The sequence below is a fragment of the Pantoea sp. BRR-3P genome (assembly GCF_039621635.1).
GTDB classification, from domain to species: Bacteria; Pseudomonadota; Gammaproteobacteria; order Enterobacterales; family Enterobacteriaceae; genus Pantoea; species Pantoea floridensis.
Genome location: NZ_CP155066.1, coordinates 3413467 through 3430927 on the forward strand (window position 1 = coordinate 3413467; position 17461 = coordinate 3430927).

Below are 17461 nucleotides of genomic sequence, written 5' to 3' on the forward strand. Positions count from 1 at the left end.
GCTGCCAGAATGCGACGCTATGCTAGCAAACCCATCGAACATGCGCCAACAAAGCACTATAATCGCCGCTCTGATTTAACAGGAGCGTTCCATGTCTGCTTTTACCCCGGCCAGCGAAGTGATTCTGCGCCACAGTGATGAATTTACCGCCCGCCACGTGTTGTTTGCTGGCGACCTGCAGGATGACCTGCCCGCCCAGCTAGAAACCGCGTCGAGCCGCGTGCATACCCAGCAATATCATCACTGGCAGAACCTGAGCCATCGCCTCGGTGAACGTGCGGTTTACAGCATGGTTGCCACGGCGGCAGATGTTGAAGGCTGCGATACGCTGGTCTATTACTGGTCGAAAAACAAACCCGAAGCGCAATTCCAGCTGCAAAACCTACTATCGCTGCTGCCGGTTGGCTGCGATATCTTCGTGGTGGGTGAAAACCGCAGCGGCGTGCGCAGCGCCGAAGGCATGCTGGAAGCGTGGGCAACGCTGGAGAAAGTCGACAGCGCGCGCCGTTGCGGCCTGTATCACGGTCGTCTCGACAAGCAGCCAACTTTTGACGCCAGCAGCTATGGCAATACTTATCAGCTCGACGATCTGACTATTCACACTTTGCCGGGCGTGTTCAGCCGCGATGGTCTGGATATCGGCAGCGATCTGCTGCTCTCCACGCTGACGCCGCACTTCCGCGGTAAGGTGCTGGATATCGGCTGTGGCAGCGGCGTGCTGGCGACCGTGATGGCCAAAGTATCGCCGCGCGTGCGTTTATGGCTGTGTGATGTGCATGCCGCCGCCATTGAAGCCAGTAAAGCGACGCTGGCGGCGAACGAACTCGAAGGAGAAGTGTTTGCCAGCAACGTGTTCTCTGACGTAACCGGCCGTTTTGACATGATCATCTCCAACCCGCCGTTCCATGATGGTCTGCAAACCAGTCTTGAGGCCGCCAACACGCTGATTCGCGGCGCGTTGAAGCATCTGAACAGCGGCGGCGAACTGCGCATTGTGGCCAACGCCTTCCTACCCTATCCACAGATTCTGGATGAAACTTTCGGCAACCATGAAGTGCTGGCGCAAACCGGCCGCTTTAAGGTGTATCGTGCCGTCTATGGTCGCGGCGCCAAAACGCGTTAATCCGCGATTCCACCAGCGCGGCGGCAGAAACGTTGCTTTTTACAGCGATCGTTTTGCCGTCGCGAAATATGTGTTGACGCAATGAGTAAAATCTCTAAAATGCGCCTCCGTGGTTAGCAATACTTTAGAGTGTTGTGAGTTTGCGATGGTGGCGGAATTGGTAGACGCGCTAGCTTCAGGTGTTAGTGTCCTTACGGACGTGAGGGTTCAAGTCCCTCCCTTCGCACCAAACTCATAATCACACAGTTTATATCGTACGCACTGAGCGATGGTGGCGGAATTGGTAGACGCGCTAGCTTCAGGTGTTAGTGTTCTTACGGACGTGAGGGTTCAAGTCCCTCCCTTCGCACCAATGCGATGATATAAACAGACAACTAAGATGCGATGGTGGCGGAATTGGTAGACGCGCTAGCTTCAGGTGTTAGTGTTCTTACGGACGTGAGGGTTCAAGTCCCTCCCTTCGCACCAACAGTTGTCACTCCTTCCCGGCAGTAAATTCCCTAAAAGATTTTGCCAACGAACTTCACGCTCATAGCGTGATGTTGTCGTTTCTGCGATTTGCCCACTGCGTTAAATAACGTGGAAATTGACCGATACTGCGGCTAAACCGCCGGCTAAAGCCAGGCAAGAAGGCAGCAGTAAATAGTGGCGCAGACGATGGTGAAACAGCATCACGATGGTCAGCAGCAGCGCCACGATCATCACCACGCGCCACTGGCTAAAGCTGGGTTCCCACAGGGCAAAAACCGGCATCGCTGCACACGGCAATAACACACCCCAGCCACTGTCCAGACGCTTACCCATTATCCAGCTCACCCCCCATAAGCCGCAGGCGGCCATCATCGCCACGATCATCGCACAACCCTCAAATGATAAGTATTCGTATTATCATATGACAATATTTCTCATATTGCAGCGGATTTTTATCCTCCGTCATGTCGGATGACAGAATTATTGGAAAATGCTAAATTGCCGCCGATAACTATAATCGCCAACACAACAATAACGTGCTCACTATCCGGGTAGGAACGCTATTTATTCCGGGTAGCGCTTTGATATATCAGGGCAGTCACGAGAATAATAATGAAATTACAATCTTATGAAGAGTTGAAACACAGTAAATATCGGCTGTCGCTGATGCTTTTTCTGTTTCTTAATGTCGCCGTTTCGCTTTTTTGTCTGCTGCCATTTTTAGGCAGTGATAATCCCGTACGATCGCTGCCGGTCGCGCTGGTAGCGGGCTGTAGCACCACACTGCTGCTTATTTGCTTAATGGTGTCAAAACAAAAATTGCCGCTATTAAATCCTGTCGCATTTCTATTAGGCGCATTATGGGCATGGCATATTAACCTCAGATATCATCTGGTTTACTATTTTGATGGCAGCTTTTTAATAATTAGCCTGTTAAGCGTCTTTTTTATCAGTGCCATTGCCTTAAGTGATTATTTGATCGCATTTTGTTTACACATTACACCGCCCGTATTAACAGTATTGTTATTGGACGATGGGCAGCATTTAATGATGATCCTCTTCACGATTATGCTGCCGTTAATCGGATTTTCACTGCACCATTTAATGCGACGCCGCTTTGATACCTTTACGCTGCGCCTGGTCAGCCAGCTGTATGAGGAGAAAGAGAGCTTTAGTGATTTGAGTATGCTTGATCCCCTCACCGGCTTATATAACCGTCGCGGACTGAAGAATCGTCTTGATACCATCATGGAAAACCACGCAGGCAGCCACTTTGTGCTGCTGCTGGATATCGACCATTTCAAAGCCTACAACGACAATTACGGCCATGCGATGGGCGATCAGGCACTGGCGCGCGTGTCCGTGGCGATTCGTGATGCGGTGCGTTCACGCGATGTCGTAACGCGCTACGGTGGCGAAGAGTTTCTGGTGCTGTTAACCAACGTGAATGCCTCTATTGCGATGAAGCTGGCCGAACGCATTCGTCAGTACGTCGTCGATTTGGAAATCCCTCACCGCTTTAATGAAAAGGTTTCCACGCACGTTACCGTGAGTGCCGGCATCGCACCGATTTATGCTGAGGACTTTGAGCAAGCGGTGTCCAATGCGGACCGCGCGCTCTATGTGGCGAAAAATCAGGGGCGCAATACCATTCTTGCCTGGGAAGATTTGCCGAAAGTGGCGCAGGTGAGTAACGAGCTGACATAAGGTTTGGTTTGGTATGCCTGGTCGCCATGAATGGCGACCCTACGGCGGCACGGCCTGTCTTTTCTCGCGGACTGAACCCTGGTCGCCATGAATGGCGACCCTACGGCGGCACGGCCTGTCTTTTCGCGCGGATTAAACCTTGGTCGCCATGAATGGCGGCCCTACGGCGGCACGGCCTGTCTTTTCACGCGGATTGAAACCTGGTCGCCATAAATAGCGTCCCTGCGATGTACCCGTAGGGTGCGCATTTATGCGCACCAGGCCAAACGTACCACACGTGCAGAAAAGTTGTGCAATAAACCGGGAACGATTATCATTTGTCTCTCGATTCCCGTTATCACTCAGGACCGGCATGGCCATCATCACGCGTCTGGATCATCGCTACAGCGAGCATCCCCTGATCTTCATGCAGAGCGACCGCAGCTTAGCGAGCGCGCTGGAAGATCTGATGCGCGATCAACGCAGCTATATGCTGGACAACCTCAAGCTGGGCCAACCGGCACCTGCCGGAACCTTAACGCTAGCCGAGTGGTCAAATCCCGTTCACTTTCGCCGCCTGACGCAGCGCTACAGCGATTACCTCTACCGCGACCATCCCGATGTTCAGCAGGAAGCCAAGCCGCTGCAGTCGCTGTGGGCGCAATGGTATTTTGGCTTGTTGTTGCCGCCGTTAATGATGGCGCTATTGCTGGAGCCGCGTGCGTTGAACTGCTCGCCGCATCTGATTCACGTTGAATTCCACGAAAACGGACACCCCTGCGCTTTCTGGATCGATGTGCAGGAAGATGAAGACGCGCGCTATCTCAATGGGCAGCAGCGCATCGATCGCCTGATTCAGCAATGCCTGATTCCTGCGGTCAACGGTATGGCCCAGCACGGCGATATCAACGCCAAACTCATCTGGAACAACATGGGCTATTCGTTTTACTGGTTTCTTGGCGAGCTAAAAAACCAGCTGCCGCAACACACGGTGTTACAACTCGAGCAGGTGCTGTTTTTCAGCAAATCGCTGCGGGATGGCAGTGATAACCCGTTGTACCGCACCATGATCCCGCGTAATGGCGAAATGGAGCGACGCAGCTGCTGTCAGCGCTATCGTATCCCCGACGTTGAGCGCTGCGGTAACTGCACGTTAAAAGCGGTGTAACGCCCGCGCATTCTGTTACAGATTCTCCTTTTCTCTCGTTTACAGTTTTCCTGCCTTATGGCATTTTTTTGGCTCTGTTTTTACCGGAGAAAAAAATGAGCCTGGAGTCGGTACGGCACTTCTTTGCCGAACATGCACCGGATATCGACATCATCGAGATGCCGGAAAGCACCGCCACCGTTGAGCTGGCCGCACGCGTACATGGTGTTATGCCGGGGCAGATTGCCAAGACCTTGTCGCTAAAAGTGAAAGATGACGTGGTGCTGATTGTGACGCGTGGCGATGCACGCCTCCACAACCGCAAGCTCAAGGCGGCGCTCGGCGCCAAAGCGCGCATGTTAAGCGTGGATGAAGTGGTGAACTGGACCGGACATCCGGTGGGCGGCGTGTGCCCGTTCGGGCTGGAAAACCCGCTGACCGTCTATTGCGATGTCACGCTACGCAGCTTCGAAGAAGTGTTGCCAGCAGCCGGATCGATTCATAGTGCAGTACGCATTTCACCGCAGCGTATGGCAGATCTCACCGCGGCAAAATGGATTGACGTCTGCGAGGCGCTTTAACGCGTCTCGCGCGCGGCAGCACCGGAAATTTCGATGCCGCGCGTCTCGCGACCAAACGCCACTAAGACGCAGATCAGCACCGCCACCGTCCCGGCCACAATCGCCATGCCCAGGCCATAATTGCCGCCGTGCGCCTCGGCGATGCGTGATTGCACCGTCGCATTAACCGAGGCGATCAGGTTACCCAGCTGATAAACAAACCCCGGCAGCACCGCGCGCGCATTAGCGGGCACCAGTTCGGTGAGATAAGTCGGCACCACGCCCCACGCGCCCTGCACCATAAACTGCATCAGAAATGCGCCGATGCCTATCATCCAGGAACCGCTAGAAAATGCCCACAGCGGTAACACCGGCAGCGCAAGGAACGACGCCAGAATAATGGCTTTCTTGCGGCCAATACGCTCCGACAGCGCACCAAAAGTGATCCCGCCCAGCATTGCCGCGATGTTGTAGCTAATGGCGATAATACTGACGGTGTGCGGATCGAACTGATGCTGCACTTTCAGGAAAGTGGGATACAGATCCTGCGTGCCGTGGCTGAAGAAGTTAAAGCAGGCCATCAGCAGCACCATGTAGATGCAGATTTTCCAATGTTTACGAATGATCGGCAGCAAGGCGGTACTCTCTTTGCGTTCACGCGCCGCCAGCCATACCGGGGATTCCGGGACTTTAAAGTAGATGAACGGCAGCAGCAGAATCGGCAACGCGCCAATCAGGAACATTCCGCGCCAGCCAACCGTTTCGAAAAACAGACCAAAAATCACGGAAGCCAGCAGATAGCCGCACGGATAACCGGCCTGGAAAATACCCGACATTAAACCGCGTGAGCGATCCGGAATCGTTTCCATCGCCAGCGACGACGCTACGCCCCAAATCCCGCCCATAGCGACGCCATAAATCACCCGGAAACCCAGGAATGCTGCGAAATTAGGTGACCACGCCGACAGCAGCTCAAACAGCGAAAACATAACGATATTCAGCATCAGAATCGGCCGACGACCATATTTCTCCGCCAGACGTCCAAAGATCAGTGCGCCAATCGGGCGAACCGCCAGCGTAAGCATGATGGCAATGGAAACGTCGGAGACGCTGGTGTGGAAATATTGGGCAAGATCGCTAAGCACAAACACTAAGATAAAGAAGTCGAACGCATCCAGCGTCCAACTCGCGAAACTGGCAAAAGCCACGTTGCGCTGGGTCGCAGTCCAGTTAAACATGTAGGTATCCTGTCTGATTAGCTTCCGGATCGTTGGCCGGATTTTATTGTAGAAGTTACCGCGCAAATAATTGCATCAGTTACTAATGTGTTAACTATTTGTATATAGCATGTCAGAAAGGTGACTTGAGGCGGGAATTGTCAGCGAGTGATTCGAGGTGTAAGAAAGCGTGTCATGTTGAATACGGTGGTCGCCATAAATGGCGCCCCTACAGCATTGTAGGGTGCGCATGTATGCGCACCTGAAAAACGGTTCAGCGTTTCAGCTGATTAAACGCCTTTTCGATCATCTCGAGCAGCAGCGCGTTATTAACGGTTTGAATCACATGCACCAGCGCGCCGCTCTGTTCCGGCACGCCCACATCCAGTCGCAACGGGGTGCGATAGCGCCAGCTCTTGCCGCGCGTGGCACCCGGGCGCAGCTCAATATCCACGTGGTAATCAACACCGTCAGCGACACGCTGGTTAAGCAGCCACGCCACCACCAGCGCATCATGAATCCAGCAGCCTGGCAGATGACGGGTGCGAATTGAATAGTCGATCCACGGTCGCAGCGTCTCACGCACAAACTGCGGCAGCGGATGATCGTTGGCGGTAAGACGCGTCAGATCCTGATGGGTCAGCAAGGTTTGCGTAGTGGCATCCATTGGCACCAGCGTGATGGTTGCGCCACTGTGCAGCACCTGATGTGCCGCTTCTGGATCGAGTCCAAAATTAGTGTCTTTGATGTAATCATCCAGCGCAAACACGCCGCCCATGATAACAATCTCCGCCACCGACTCTGCCATTTGTGGATAACGCTGCAGCGCTAGCGCCACGTTGGTTAACGGGCCGATTGCCACCAAGGTAAATTCGCCAGGATTGTCGCAAATCAGCTGCCCCATGACGCCAGCGGCGTCATAACCATCGGCGGGAATACGCTGCGGTTGACGCACGCCCTGCCAAAGTTCTCCCAGCTTTTCATCGGCAACATGGTCAAGCCGTGCGCGCCATGGCGCAGGATCTTCCCGCAAGGCCTGCAATGCCCCCTGCACCACAGGAATATTGAGCCCCAGCCGCTGCATCAAATCTTTCGCTACCTGCGCGCCAACCGCACTCGGCGTGTTGCCGGTTACGGTGGTGATCAGCTCAAGCGATAGCGACTTTGATGCCAACGCTAACGCCAGTGCCAGGCCATCATCGGTGTTAGCACCCGCAATACCGTTTCCTGGATCACAATCGATAATCAGTCTTTTCATAGAGTTATAGTTTTATTGTTGTTGAGTAAGCTGGCAGCCGCAGGATTCACCAATTTCTAGATGGTGAGGAAATTCCGCCAGCTGTGCGTCGCCATCCCAGTTCTTAAGCATGGCTATCGCACTGCGCGCCATATCGCGCAGCGGCTGACGGACGGTAGTAAGCGTTGGCACATGAAATGCCGATTGATCGGTGCCGTTAAAACACACCAGCGCGACATCCTGCGGCACGCGCAGTCCATGCTCCGACAGCGCGCGAATGCAGCCAATCGCCTGGCCTTCATTACTGGTAAACAGCGCGCGAGGAAGGCAACTGCTCGCCACCATGCGCTGCGCGGCGTCATAGCCGCCCTGACGCGTATAGTTGGCGGGGAAAATCATCGCCTCATCCGCCAGCACTCCTTTCTCCGCCAGCGCATCACGCCAGCCCTGGATACGATCCTGCGCATTAAGCATGTCTAGCGGACCGCTGATCATGCCCACCTGCTGATAACCGTGGCTGAGAAGATGTGCGGTGACCTGACGTGCCGCCTCGCGCTCATTCACGCGCAGCATGCTGACGCCCGGACGCGGCTCGATACGATCCAGCATCACCAGCGGTGTGCCGCTGGCCTGAATCACATCAATATAGGGATGGCGATCAACGCTGTTGTAGAACAGGCCATCCACCTGACGATTGAGCAACCCCTGAATGATCTCCAGCTCACGCTTACGGTCATCACCGGCGTCGCCCAGCAGCATGACGTGGCCGTGGTTCAGCGATTCCTGTAACAGCATGTGCGCCATTGAAGCAACAAAGGGATTGCCAATATTCGGCACCACTAAACCGTAGGTTTTGGTGCTGCCGGAAGCCAGCGCGCGAGCCACGGCATTGGGGCGATAGCCGGTTTGTTTGATGGCATCCAGTACGCGTTGCCGCGTGGCTTCTGCCACCGGACGCGGACCGTTGTTGATCACGTAACTGACCACTGCCACCGACGTTCCCGCCACTTTGGCAACATCGGTACGTGTCACATTTCCGGTTGGAGACTTCGCCATTCCTTTGCCTCTGCGTAAAGGCCATTGGCCGGAATATCCGGCCAATGGCTGTGATGATTTACGCGACTCTGCGGGTCAGATTGCATCTTCCGGCAGATTGAGATCGCGTCCGCGCGTTTCCGGCGCCACGAAGGTGGTGAGAAAACCAATGCTGGCCATCGCGGAGAAATAAACCGCAATCGGCCACCAGTGTCCGGTAAACGATAGCAGCGCCGCCGCCACTAATGGCGCGGTGCCTCCTGAAAGGATAGACCCCAGCTCTTTCGCCACCGCCATCTTGGTATAGCGACGCTTCACGCCGAACATCTCAACACCCCACGCCGCCTGCACGCCGAAGATGCCCAGCGATGCCAGCGCCATGCCCACGACGATAACCGCAATGACAATTGCCGGATCGTGGCTATCCATCAGGCTAAATGCAGGCCAGGCGTAGAACATCAGCAGCAGGCAGAAGCAGCGGTAGGTGATGCGGCGGCCAAAGCGATCCGACAACCAACCGGCAAAAGGAATGATCAGGAAGCCCAGCAGCGAAGCGATAAACACCGCTGTAGTGGGAACTGATTTGTCGAGCATCAGCACCTTCGCGACGTAACCGACGATAAAGCCCTGCGCCAGATAGGACGGGCCATTTTCGCCGATGCGTAAACCAACCATGACCCAGAATGCACGACTGCGCTGCCAGAAGCTGCGGGTATCGACGTCCTCTTCCGCCTGCGCCAGCGTCGCGCTGCGCTCGGCCTGCAATTCAGCCTGTTGACGCTCAAATACCGGCGTTTCGCGCAGGTGACGGCGAATCCACAGTGCCACCACCGCAATCACTACGCTGCTGAGGAAAGGAATACGCCAGCCCCACGCCAGCAAACTCTCTTTATCCATCTGAATGACCGCCAGCCATACCAGCGAGGCGATCAGCGTACCGCTGTTCGATCCAAGGGCAATCACTGACGAGACCAGGCCGCGACGCTCAACCGGCGCATATTCGCCGAGCATCACCGTGCCGCCCGACAGTTCCGCGCCAGCGCCTAATCCTTGGGTAAAGCGCAGCAGCACCAGACACGCCGGTGCCCAGACGCCAATGCTGGCATAGGAAGGAATCAAACCAATTAGCGTGGTGGAGGCACCCATCAAAATGATGGTGGCGATCATCACCGTTTTACGGCCTTTACGATCGCCTATCCAGCCAAACAGCAGCGCCCCAATCGGACGGGCAATAAAGCCCACCGACCAGGTAGCAAAACTGGAGAGTAACGCAATGGCCGGAGTGGCTTCGGGGAAGAAAACATCGCCAAAAATAATTCCGGCGGCCAGGCCATAAAGGGCAAAATCCGCATATTCCATCGCGGTGCCAAGCCAGCAGGAGAACGTGGCGCGCCAGAAATCTTTGCGGCCAGCATCTGTTTCAAGCCGCGCGTCGGCAGCTGAAGAGGAGGAGTTGAGTGAGCTTTGTTGCGAAACGGAGTGATGTACCGTCATAACCATTTCCCTGATAGAGGTAAAAATAGCAAACGCCCTTCCGTGGGTCAGTTCCCTTGCAACAAGCGGAACTCCCCGGTGACGACGTTCAGTAGGCAAACCTGGATGAAAAATCAGTAAAGAATTCCCTGGTGTTGGAATTCGCTTCTTCGCCTTTACCCGCCGATGTAATTTTCATCGATCGCATTAGTGAGGCAAATGTAACTGGGTCATCTCAAGGCCAACTTCGTCTCTGGCACCGTGAGTTATCACTGTGAATACAGTCTATCTACGCGCGTAGATAAATCAAGCGATAATCGTGATATTTATTAATTAATCTTCACTATAACTCTGGGGCACGAGATAAAAAAGACGTTAATTCATGACATTACAGCTAATGCCGGTAAGCAAAAAAACATCCAAAAACGCGTAATTGACGATAATTGCTTACCATTCAGTGCAGGCAAATGATTTTCCATCGCGCTGTTTTTCGCACAGTTAAGTGAAGGTTTAATGACAAGGGCGTATTACTCTTAAAACCCTTCGCTTACGCGCGATGCACCCTGCAACTGCATTACACTGAAGCCAGATTATTCGGGAGCCTTATGACCATCATCCTTATGCGCCACGGAAAACCCGATCATCCGGTCACCGGACGTTTCACGGCACAAGCGCTGGCCGCGTGGAGTGAAGGCTACGATCAGGCTACGATCTGCGACTCTCCGCCGCCGCGCAGCGTGACCATTGCGCGCCAGGCAAGCGTGATCGTCACCAGTCCGCTGCCGCGTGCACGTTCTTCTTTAGCGCGTCTGGGCTTGCAGCCGCAGGCGGTGGACGCCGTGTTTAGCGAAGTCGCGATGCCTACCCTGCCGTTTGCGCGCCCGCACCTGCCGCTCAGCGTCTGGCTGGCGTTGTTACGTCTTCTCTGGCTATGCGGCTATTCAGGGCATGTCGAATCTGTGCAGCATGCGCGCGATCGGGCGCGACGTGCGGCGGATAAACTGGTGGCACTGTCGCAGCAAGGCACGGTGCTGCTGGTAGGACACGGCATCATGAATAAGCTCATCGCGCGTGAGTTGCGTAAGCGCGGCTGGCAGGCAGAGAAACACGCCAGCAGCCGTCACTGGAGCAGTGCGATTTATCACCGCCCGTTTATTTAAGCCTGAAATAGCTCAGCACTTCACAGCCAGTGCCAGCCTGCGGCGTGGCAATCACCTTCATTTGCAGCAAATCAATCAGGCTGAGTGAACCATCACCTTCGTTGGCAATCAGCAGGCTGTGGTTATCTTCACTGAAGCAGCCATCCATCGGCTTATTGCCTACATAAATATCACCAAGTGGATTAAGCAGATCGTCGAACAGCGTCACCATCGGCTCCTGATCACCTATCGCCACCAGCCGCTCGCCGTTGGCGCTAAAGCGCACCACCTGACAAGGCTGCTTGTGGCCTGGCAACGTCAGACGCTGACGGATGCGGTGGCTTTGCCGATCCACCACATACAGCAGCGGAGCATCGGCCGCACTGGCGACCAGGTAGGGATGTTTGGGTGAGGCGGCGATACCTGAAATGGGGCCGGGCATCAGGATATTATCGATAATGCGTCCTTCCGCCTCACACAGATCGACCACGGTAATGCTGGCATCCTCTTCGTTCTCGGTAAATAACTTGCGTCCACTGGGTGATAGCGTCAGCCGATGCGCATTATGCGACGGCAGCTGAATAGTTTTTTCCAGCCGATCGCTAACGGGATCAATCACCGCGACCACCGCACTGGTTTCACAACAGAGATAGACTTTGCCGTCACGTGCTAGCTGGCCGCTATGCGGCCCTTTCAATGGTGATAAATCGATAAAGCCGCTGATCTGGCGTAAACGCAAATCGATAATCGCCACTTTATGGCCCGGATGCGGATTGTCGCCATGAATACCATCGCCATAGATGGGTACGTAAGCCTTCTCCAGCTGTGGCAACAGCAACAGCTCATGCGGGCGTGGTGGAAATGCGTTGAGCTCTTGCTCTACAGCGAAGGTGTCTGGATTGAGAAACAGTACGCGATTGCCCTGCTTATCGACCGCCAGTAATCCACGGTTATGTTGCTGCATAGCGTCTCCTTTTGTTAATCACCTTCTTTAAGCGTAGCTAACCCACCATAGCGGTGGGATGTTCGCGGCGGGCCAGCGAAAAATGCAGCAGGATTAACCAGTGATCTGACGCCCATTTTTTAAAGCGGGTCGCAACGTTAGCGGCAGTATCGTTATTTTATTAGGAATAATCTTAAGTGGATAAAATATAACTAACAGCCATCCCCCCTTTTATTTACCCTTTATATAAAGCTTAACGGACCCTTCATTTTCCGGTTTATCTGAAAGAAGCAAAAAGTGATAGCCTCATCGCACAGAATGTTTTATTAAGCATAGGAAAGTAGGTTCTTACACAGCACAAAGAAAGGGATAACGAAGAGCGCTCAGCGCCAGTAACAGGGAAGCCTTGCCGCCATAATCACAATAATCAGGTGCATCATGACTAAAAAACGCCTCCAGCCAGCGTTAACGCTCTGGCACAACTGGAAAAGGCTTGCCTTTACCAGCCAGACTTTCCTGCAGAAAAAACAGCATAATGCGCTCTGTGCGCCGGAATACGATCCCAGCGAAGAGGAGAATATCGTGTTACTTTCTGGTGACAAAGATTTGCCAGAAATTCCGAAAAAAGTTTGGCTGTATTGGGATAATGAATATTTACCAAAATCCATGGCATTAAATATTAAAAAAATTCGTCAGGATAATCCCGATCATGAGATCCATTTATTAAACCGTCTAACGGTAAAAGAAGTATTGCCCGACTTTATATTTACCTCTTCTCAATTAACGGCGCAGCAAAAGAGTGAAGTGATTCGTCTGGAATTACTGTTGCGTTATGGCGGCATAGCCATAGATTGCAGCACGTTATTATTTGAAGATCTTTCCTGGGTGCATCGCGCGCATCAGGAACGTCGCATGGATGTGATTGGTTATTATCGCGAAATCTCTACCATAAATTTTCTTGCGCCAGTGATTGAGAGCTGGTTCCTGGCCGCTGCGCCCAATAATCCCTTTATCCGCGAATGGCAGAAACACTACGCGCCCGTCAAACATCTTGGTGAGCAGAATTATTTCAGTGAATTAAGTAAGCGCGATGATTATGCATTGCTGACGCAAAAAATAGCCGAGCCGCGGCAGCAACTGGGGTCGTTAGCACAGCAGGTCGCGATGCGTGAATATCGCCGGGTCAATCTCTATCTGCGCAAATGCGAGGCCAATGCCTATTACTATCAGCGCCTGAGCGGCTGGAAAAGCGAGGCGTTTACCCACGCGGTGCTGTTCCACCAACGTCCACAAACGCCACCGCCGATCATCAAACTGAGCGGTAATGAACAGCTGCATCTCGACTTTAATCTGCGTCTGGGTCACTACAATCGCAGCAGCTTATTGGGTCAGATGATGCAGCCGCACTCGCCTGTTGCGCTGGCGTCACCCATCAACAAAGCGCGCGCGTAGCCAGTGGATAAAGGTGGTGACCGCCCGCGGCACCTGTGCAGCATACGGGCGCACCACCCACAAACGATTGGCAAAGGCATCAATCGTTTGCCACTGCGGCAGAACCTGCTGCAGCGTGCCGCTGGCTAACGCCGCACTGGCGCTGAAATCGGGCAACATCGCGATCCCTAATCCCTGCAACGCCGCGTCGCGGATTGACTCGCTGTTGTTGGTGGCAAAGTTCCCCTGAATTTTTACCTGCACCGTTTCGCTATCACCGCCAGCGGGACGGAAGCGCCACTGCGGCGACTCCAGCCCGCGCGGATAATACAGGCAGTTATGCTGCTGTAACGCCTGCGGCGAGTCGGGCATGCCGTGCTGTGCCAGATAGGTGGGCGACGCGACCAGCAGCGCCTGAGTTTCACACAGCGGTAGCGCGACATGGGTTTCCGGCAGGTTATCGCTGTGACGGATAGCCAAATCAAAGCCTTCGCTGCCCAGCGACACCAAACGATCGGTAACGTCCAGCTGCAAACGTACCTGCGGATAATCGCGCAAGAAATCGCCAATAATCGGCACCAGCTGCTGACGCGCAAATGCCACCGGCGCGGTGACGCGCACCATGCCGCGCACCGGACCGGCCTCATCACGCACGCTGAAAAAACTCTGCGCAATACGCGCAAATGGATCGCGCAGCTCGTCCACCAGCTTTTCCCCGGCAGAGGTGAGCCGCACGCTGCGCGTGGTGCGCTGTACCAGCGCCACGCCCGCCATTTTTTCCAGCTCTTTAATCTTTTGGCTCATCGCCGCTTTGCTGACGTCTAATCGCTCAGCCGCGCGGGTAAAACTACCCAGCTCGGCCAGCACCGTAAGCCAATGCAAATGTACCCAAAGGTGATCGGTTTTAATTTCTTTCATATAGATTGTTCAAAATAATAAATAATCATTTTAACCAGCGCGCTTTTTCTTTCCTGCAGCAAGCGGCAGCATAGCGCCACATCCTACTCTTTTCATCTACGCAAAAACGAGGGTTTATTGATGCCATTACTGACATTTGATGTGATTCAGGGCCGTTCTGAAGCAGAGTTACGCACCTTACTGGATGCCGCACATCGCGCGGTGTTAACTGCTTTTAAAGTGCCCACGCGCGATCGGTATCAGATTGTTCACGAAAACAAAAGCTACCAGATGGTCTTTCAGGACACTGGCTTAGGGTTTGAGCGCAGCGATAATCTGGTCATGGTGCGCGTCTATACCAGCCCGAGAAGTGAAGAACAAAAGTGTCTGTTCATGGCAGAGTTAGCGCGCGAGCTACTGGAAAATTGTGGCGTCAGGGGCACTGATTTGATGATTAGTTTTATCACCAACAGTAAAGGTGACTGGAGCTTTGCCGACGGTGAAGCGCAATATCTGACCGGAAAACTCTAATCCCTCGCCTCTGCCCTCGCTGGCAGCAGCCGTTGCGTTGCTGCCAGGCCAAACCACAGCCTGCTTAAACTCGCCTTAAACGAATCGGAATGCATCGCACAAATCTGGTTGGATGTGTTGCAGCAATATGACACCCAATATAGATTGACGCAAAAACCCCCAAAGAGGGTCGTTGGCGCAGGGAATGCGTATTCATTCAAGATGAGGATCTGACGTTGTCCGAACTGTTTTCGGTTGTACTCTTTTTGGCTGCGATTGCAGTCTACTCCTATAAAGCTGGGCGAAATAAATTCTGGTTTGGTGTGATTTTGCTGTTGCTCACCCTGTTCATCGTGCTGAACGTCACGCTGATCGCCAGCAACTATTTTACCGGTGACGGCATTAATGACGCCGTCCTGTACACCCTGACCAACAGCCTGACTGGCGCAGGCGTGAGCAAATATGTGGTGCCAGCCATTGGCTTAATCATTGGCCTGTTTTCCCTGTTTTGCCTGCTTTCGTGGCTATTACGTCGACGTAAGACACAGCATCACCTCGGGTGGAGTTTGCTGGCGATTGCCTGTGCCGCCGGTTCCGTGCAAACCACGCCTGCGTTTCGCCAGGTGAAAGAACTGATCTCCTCACATACGCGCGCCGCTGACTCCGATTTCGCAAGCTATTACAAAACGCCAAATAAGGTCATTGCCGAACCGAAGCTCAATCTGGTTTACATCTACGGCGAAAGTCTCGAACGGACCTATTTTGATCAGCACGCCTTTCCCGGCCTGGCGCCGGAACTGAGCCGCGAAAAAGATAACAGCATCGATTTCAGCCAAACCGAGCAGCTGCCCGGCACCGATTACACGATTGCAGGTATGGTCGCTTCTCAGTGCGGCATTCCGCTGTTTGCCCCTTTCGATGGCAATGCCTCGGCATCACTCTCCAGTTTCTATCCTCAGAACATCTGTCTTGGCGACATACTGAAAAATTCTGGCTATGAAAACTGGTTTATCCAGGGGGCGGATTTACGCTTTGCCGGTAAAGACACCTTCCTGCTTTCACACGGTTTTGACGCGGCCAATATGTACGGCTCGCAGGAGCTGAAAAGCCGGGTAGCAGACCCTAACTATCGCAATAACTGGGGCTACTACGACGATACGGTGATGGATGAGGTTTTTGAGAAATACGAGGAGCTGTCACGTACACAAAAGCGCTTCGCATTGTTCACACTAACGGTAGATACACATCATCCTGATGGCTTTATCTCGCGTAGCTGCCAGCGAAAAAGTTACAGCTATGATGGCAAACCCAACCAGTCTTTCAGCGCTGTGGCCTGCTCGCAGGAGCATGTGGCGCGCCTGATTGCGCGCATCAAGGCTTCACCGTGGTTTAAGAACACCATCATTGTCGTGACCTCCGATCATCTGGCAATGAATAACACCGCGCATCAGTATTTGATTAAGCAACCGCGCCATGACCTGTTTATGGTAATTCGAGGGGATCAGCCACAGGCGCAGGTGCTCGACAGCAAACGCAGCACGCTGGATAACGGTGCGACCGTGCTGGATATTCTTGGCGGCGATAATGCCATTGGCCTTGGCCGCAGCGGTCTCTCTTCTACCTCGCTGTCGACCCAGTTCGACGATATGGCAAAGCGCGTTATTGGCTGGAAGGCGGATATTATTCAGTTGTGGAATTTTCCCAACAAAATGGACGCTATCACCATCGATCAGCAGAAAAACACCTTCAGCTTCTCCGGCGCGACCTTCAAACTGCCAATTCTGTTCCGCGTTTCCGATAAGCATGTCGAGCCGCTGCCGGAAGGCGAATATTCGGAACCCCTGCGCTATCAGCTGGCCAAATTCGCTGCCGCTGACAAGTTCGTTTGGGTGGATCGCTGCTTTAAAATGGCTCGCCTGTGGCAGCCAGATTTGGCGCTTTCAAACGATTTATGCCTATCGATGGGGCAAATGGGTGCCAAACCTCGTGTTACCCGCATCGATAAACCCCTCTGGAAAGGTAAGGCGACGTTCCCAAAAGCCGAGGTCAGCGCAGAGACGTTCCAGCTTAATGAACAGCAGATACGCATCGAAGACAATGCGATTCGTTACAATGCGGATAGCTTCCTGCTGACGGTGCCTGGCGCGCCTAACAGCGTTAAAAGCTTTAAGGGGATATCGCGTCCTGAAAGCTGGGGACGCTGGTCAAACGCCAATCTGGCGCCTGAAGTGAACATTGAATATAACGATCCGCTGCCCGAACGCTTTGATCTGGTGATCACCGCTCGCGCTTATGGCCCGAATGCACACCGCGCCATTCCAGTGCGCGTGGGCGATGAGGAACAGCAGCTGAATTTGGGTGAAGACTTCACCACCACCACGCTGCATTTCACCAACCCAACCGGCAGCCGCAATCTGGTTATTGTCCCGCCGGAACCGCAGGAGTCGAATGTGGGCAATATCATTGGCCAGGATCCGCGCCGATTAGGTATCGGTATGGTGGATATAAAAATCATTCCTCAGCCGTAAAGCTAAGCGGTAGCTACTCTGGGTAGCTACCGCTTTAGCTGGGACCCGGTGCGTATGAATGTGC

15 protein-coding genes and 3 tRNA genes are annotated in these 17461 nt (G+C 53.7%); 11 read left to right on the top strand and 7 right to left on the bottom strand.

All coding sequences use genetic code 11. The features are described from left to right. Positions 1–91 precede the first annotated feature (91 nt). The 4 genes from rsmC to AAGR08_RS15850 all read left to right on the top strand — a co-directional run bounded on the left by rsmC (position 92) and on the right by AAGR08_RS15850 (position 1591). Positions 92–1123: a 16S rRNA (guanine(1207)-N(2))-methyltransferase RsmC gene (gene rsmC, locus AAGR08_RS15835; RefSeq protein ID WP_345827317.1), complete on the top strand. Its 1032-nt coding sequence runs from the start codon at positions 92–94 to the stop codon at positions 1121–1123. A gap of 142 nt (positions 1124–1265) precedes the next feature. Beyond that, a tRNA-Leu gene (locus tag AAGR08_RS15840) sits at positions 1266–1352 on the top strand. A 36-nt stretch (positions 1353–1388) separates the two neighbouring features. Further along, positions 1389–1475, top strand: a tRNA-Leu gene (locus AAGR08_RS15845). Positions 1476–1504: 29 nt separating this feature from the next. Then, a tRNA-Leu gene (locus AAGR08_RS15850) sits at positions 1505–1591 on the top strand. A gap of 102 nt (positions 1592–1693) precedes the next feature. Here AAGR08_RS15850 and AAGR08_RS15855 read toward each other — a convergent pair. Beyond that, positions 1694–1978, bottom strand: a complete 285-nt coding sequence (locus AAGR08_RS15855; protein ID WP_097095015.1) for a DUF1435 domain-containing protein — start codon at positions 1976–1978, stop codon at positions 1694–1696. A 228-nt stretch (positions 1979–2206) separates the two neighbouring features. Here AAGR08_RS15855 and AAGR08_RS15860 point away from each other — a divergent pair, with 228 nt between their 5' ends. The 3 genes from AAGR08_RS15860 to AAGR08_RS15870 all read left to right on the top strand — a co-directional run bounded on the left by AAGR08_RS15860 (position 2207) and on the right by AAGR08_RS15870 (position 5008). Beyond that, the gene (locus AAGR08_RS15860) at positions 2207–3301 is read left to right on the top strand and encodes a diguanylate cyclase (protein WP_345827318.1); all 1095 of its coding nucleotides are present in this window, start codon (positions 2207–2209) and stop codon (positions 3299–3301) included. Positions 3302–3653: 352 nt separating this feature from the next. Beyond that, positions 3654–4448 carry a siderophore-iron reductase FhuF gene (gene fhuF / locus AAGR08_RS15865; protein ID WP_345827319.1) on the top strand — a complete coding sequence of 265 codons (795 nt, stop codon included), beginning with the start codon at positions 3654–3656 and terminating at the stop codon, positions 4446–4448. Positions 4449–4543: 95 nt separating this feature from the next. Continuing rightward, positions 4544–5008: a YbaK/EbsC family protein gene (locus tag AAGR08_RS15870; RefSeq protein WP_345827320.1), complete on the top strand. Its 465-nt coding sequence runs from the start codon at positions 4544–4546 to the stop codon at positions 5006–5008. On the opposite strand, the gene AAGR08_RS15875 is transcribed toward AAGR08_RS15870, so the two are convergent. The 4 genes from AAGR08_RS15875 to AAGR08_RS15890 all read right to left on the bottom strand — a co-directional run bounded on the left by AAGR08_RS15875 (position 5005) and on the right by AAGR08_RS15890 (position 9970). After that, positions 5005–6225: an MFS transporter gene (locus AAGR08_RS15875; protein WP_097095019.1), complete on the bottom strand. Its 1221-nt coding sequence runs from the start codon at positions 6223–6225 to the stop codon at positions 5005–5007. The genes AAGR08_RS15870 and AAGR08_RS15875 overlap by 4 nt on opposite strands. Positions 6226–6478: 253 nt before the next feature. Continuing rightward, complete coding sequence (locus AAGR08_RS15880) at positions 6479–7462, bottom strand: nucleoside hydrolase (protein ID WP_097095020.1); 984 nt, start codon at positions 7460–7462, stop codon at positions 6479–6481. A gap of 12 nt (positions 7463–7474) precedes the next feature. Beyond that, entirely contained in the window at positions 7475–8497 is a 1023-nt protein-coding gene (locus AAGR08_RS15885) for a LacI family DNA-binding transcriptional regulator (protein ID WP_345827321.1), read from the bottom strand. Between the two features lie 75 nt (positions 8498–8572). After that, positions 8573–9970: an MFS transporter gene (locus AAGR08_RS15890; RefSeq protein ID WP_097095022.1), complete on the bottom strand. Its 1398-nt coding sequence runs from the start codon at positions 9968–9970 to the stop codon at positions 8573–8575. Positions 9971–10554: 584 nt separating this feature from the next. Between AAGR08_RS15890 and AAGR08_RS15895 the strand changes: the two genes are divergently transcribed. Then, complete coding sequence (locus AAGR08_RS15895; RefSeq protein ID WP_097095023.1) at positions 10555–11109, top strand: histidine phosphatase family protein; 555 nt, start codon at positions 10555–10557, stop codon at positions 11107–11109. Here the strand turns inward: AAGR08_RS15895 and AAGR08_RS15900 are convergent. Next, a complete protein-coding gene (locus AAGR08_RS15900; protein ID WP_345827322.1) occupies positions 11102–12052 on the bottom strand; it encodes a WD40 repeat domain-containing protein in 951 nt (316 codons plus the stop codon). The two genes, AAGR08_RS15895 and AAGR08_RS15900, sit on opposite strands and share 8 nt — an antisense overlap. Before the next feature lie 417 nt (positions 12053–12469). Between AAGR08_RS15900 and AAGR08_RS15905 the strand changes: the two genes are divergently transcribed. Next, positions 12470–13483 carry a capsular polysaccharide synthesis protein gene (locus AAGR08_RS15905; protein ID WP_345827323.1) on the top strand — a complete coding sequence of 338 codons (1014 nt, stop codon included), beginning with the start codon at positions 12470–12472 and terminating at the stop codon, positions 13481–13483. On the opposite strand, the gene AAGR08_RS15910 is transcribed toward AAGR08_RS15905, so the two are convergent. Continuing rightward, entirely contained in the window at positions 13457–14380 is a 924-nt protein-coding gene (locus tag AAGR08_RS15910) for a LysR family transcriptional regulator (RefSeq protein WP_097095026.1), read from the bottom strand. The two genes, AAGR08_RS15905 and AAGR08_RS15910, sit on opposite strands and share 27 nt — an antisense overlap. A gap of 120 nt (positions 14381–14500) precedes the next feature. Here AAGR08_RS15910 and AAGR08_RS15915 point away from each other — a divergent pair, with 120 nt between their 5' ends. Together AAGR08_RS15915 and opgB are read left to right on the top strand one after the other, a co-directional pair. After that, positions 14501–14890: a tautomerase family protein gene (locus AAGR08_RS15915; RefSeq protein ID WP_345827324.1), complete on the top strand. Its 390-nt coding sequence runs from the start codon at positions 14501–14503 to the stop codon at positions 14888–14890. Between the two features lie 215 nt (positions 14891–15105). Continuing rightward, positions 15106–17397 (top strand): phosphatidylglycerol--membrane-oligosaccharide glycerophosphotransferase, encoded by a 2292-nt coding sequence (gene opgB / locus AAGR08_RS15920; protein WP_345827325.1) that lies wholly within the window; start codon positions 15106–15108, stop codon positions 17395–17397. Positions 17398–17461 lie beyond the last annotated feature (64 nt).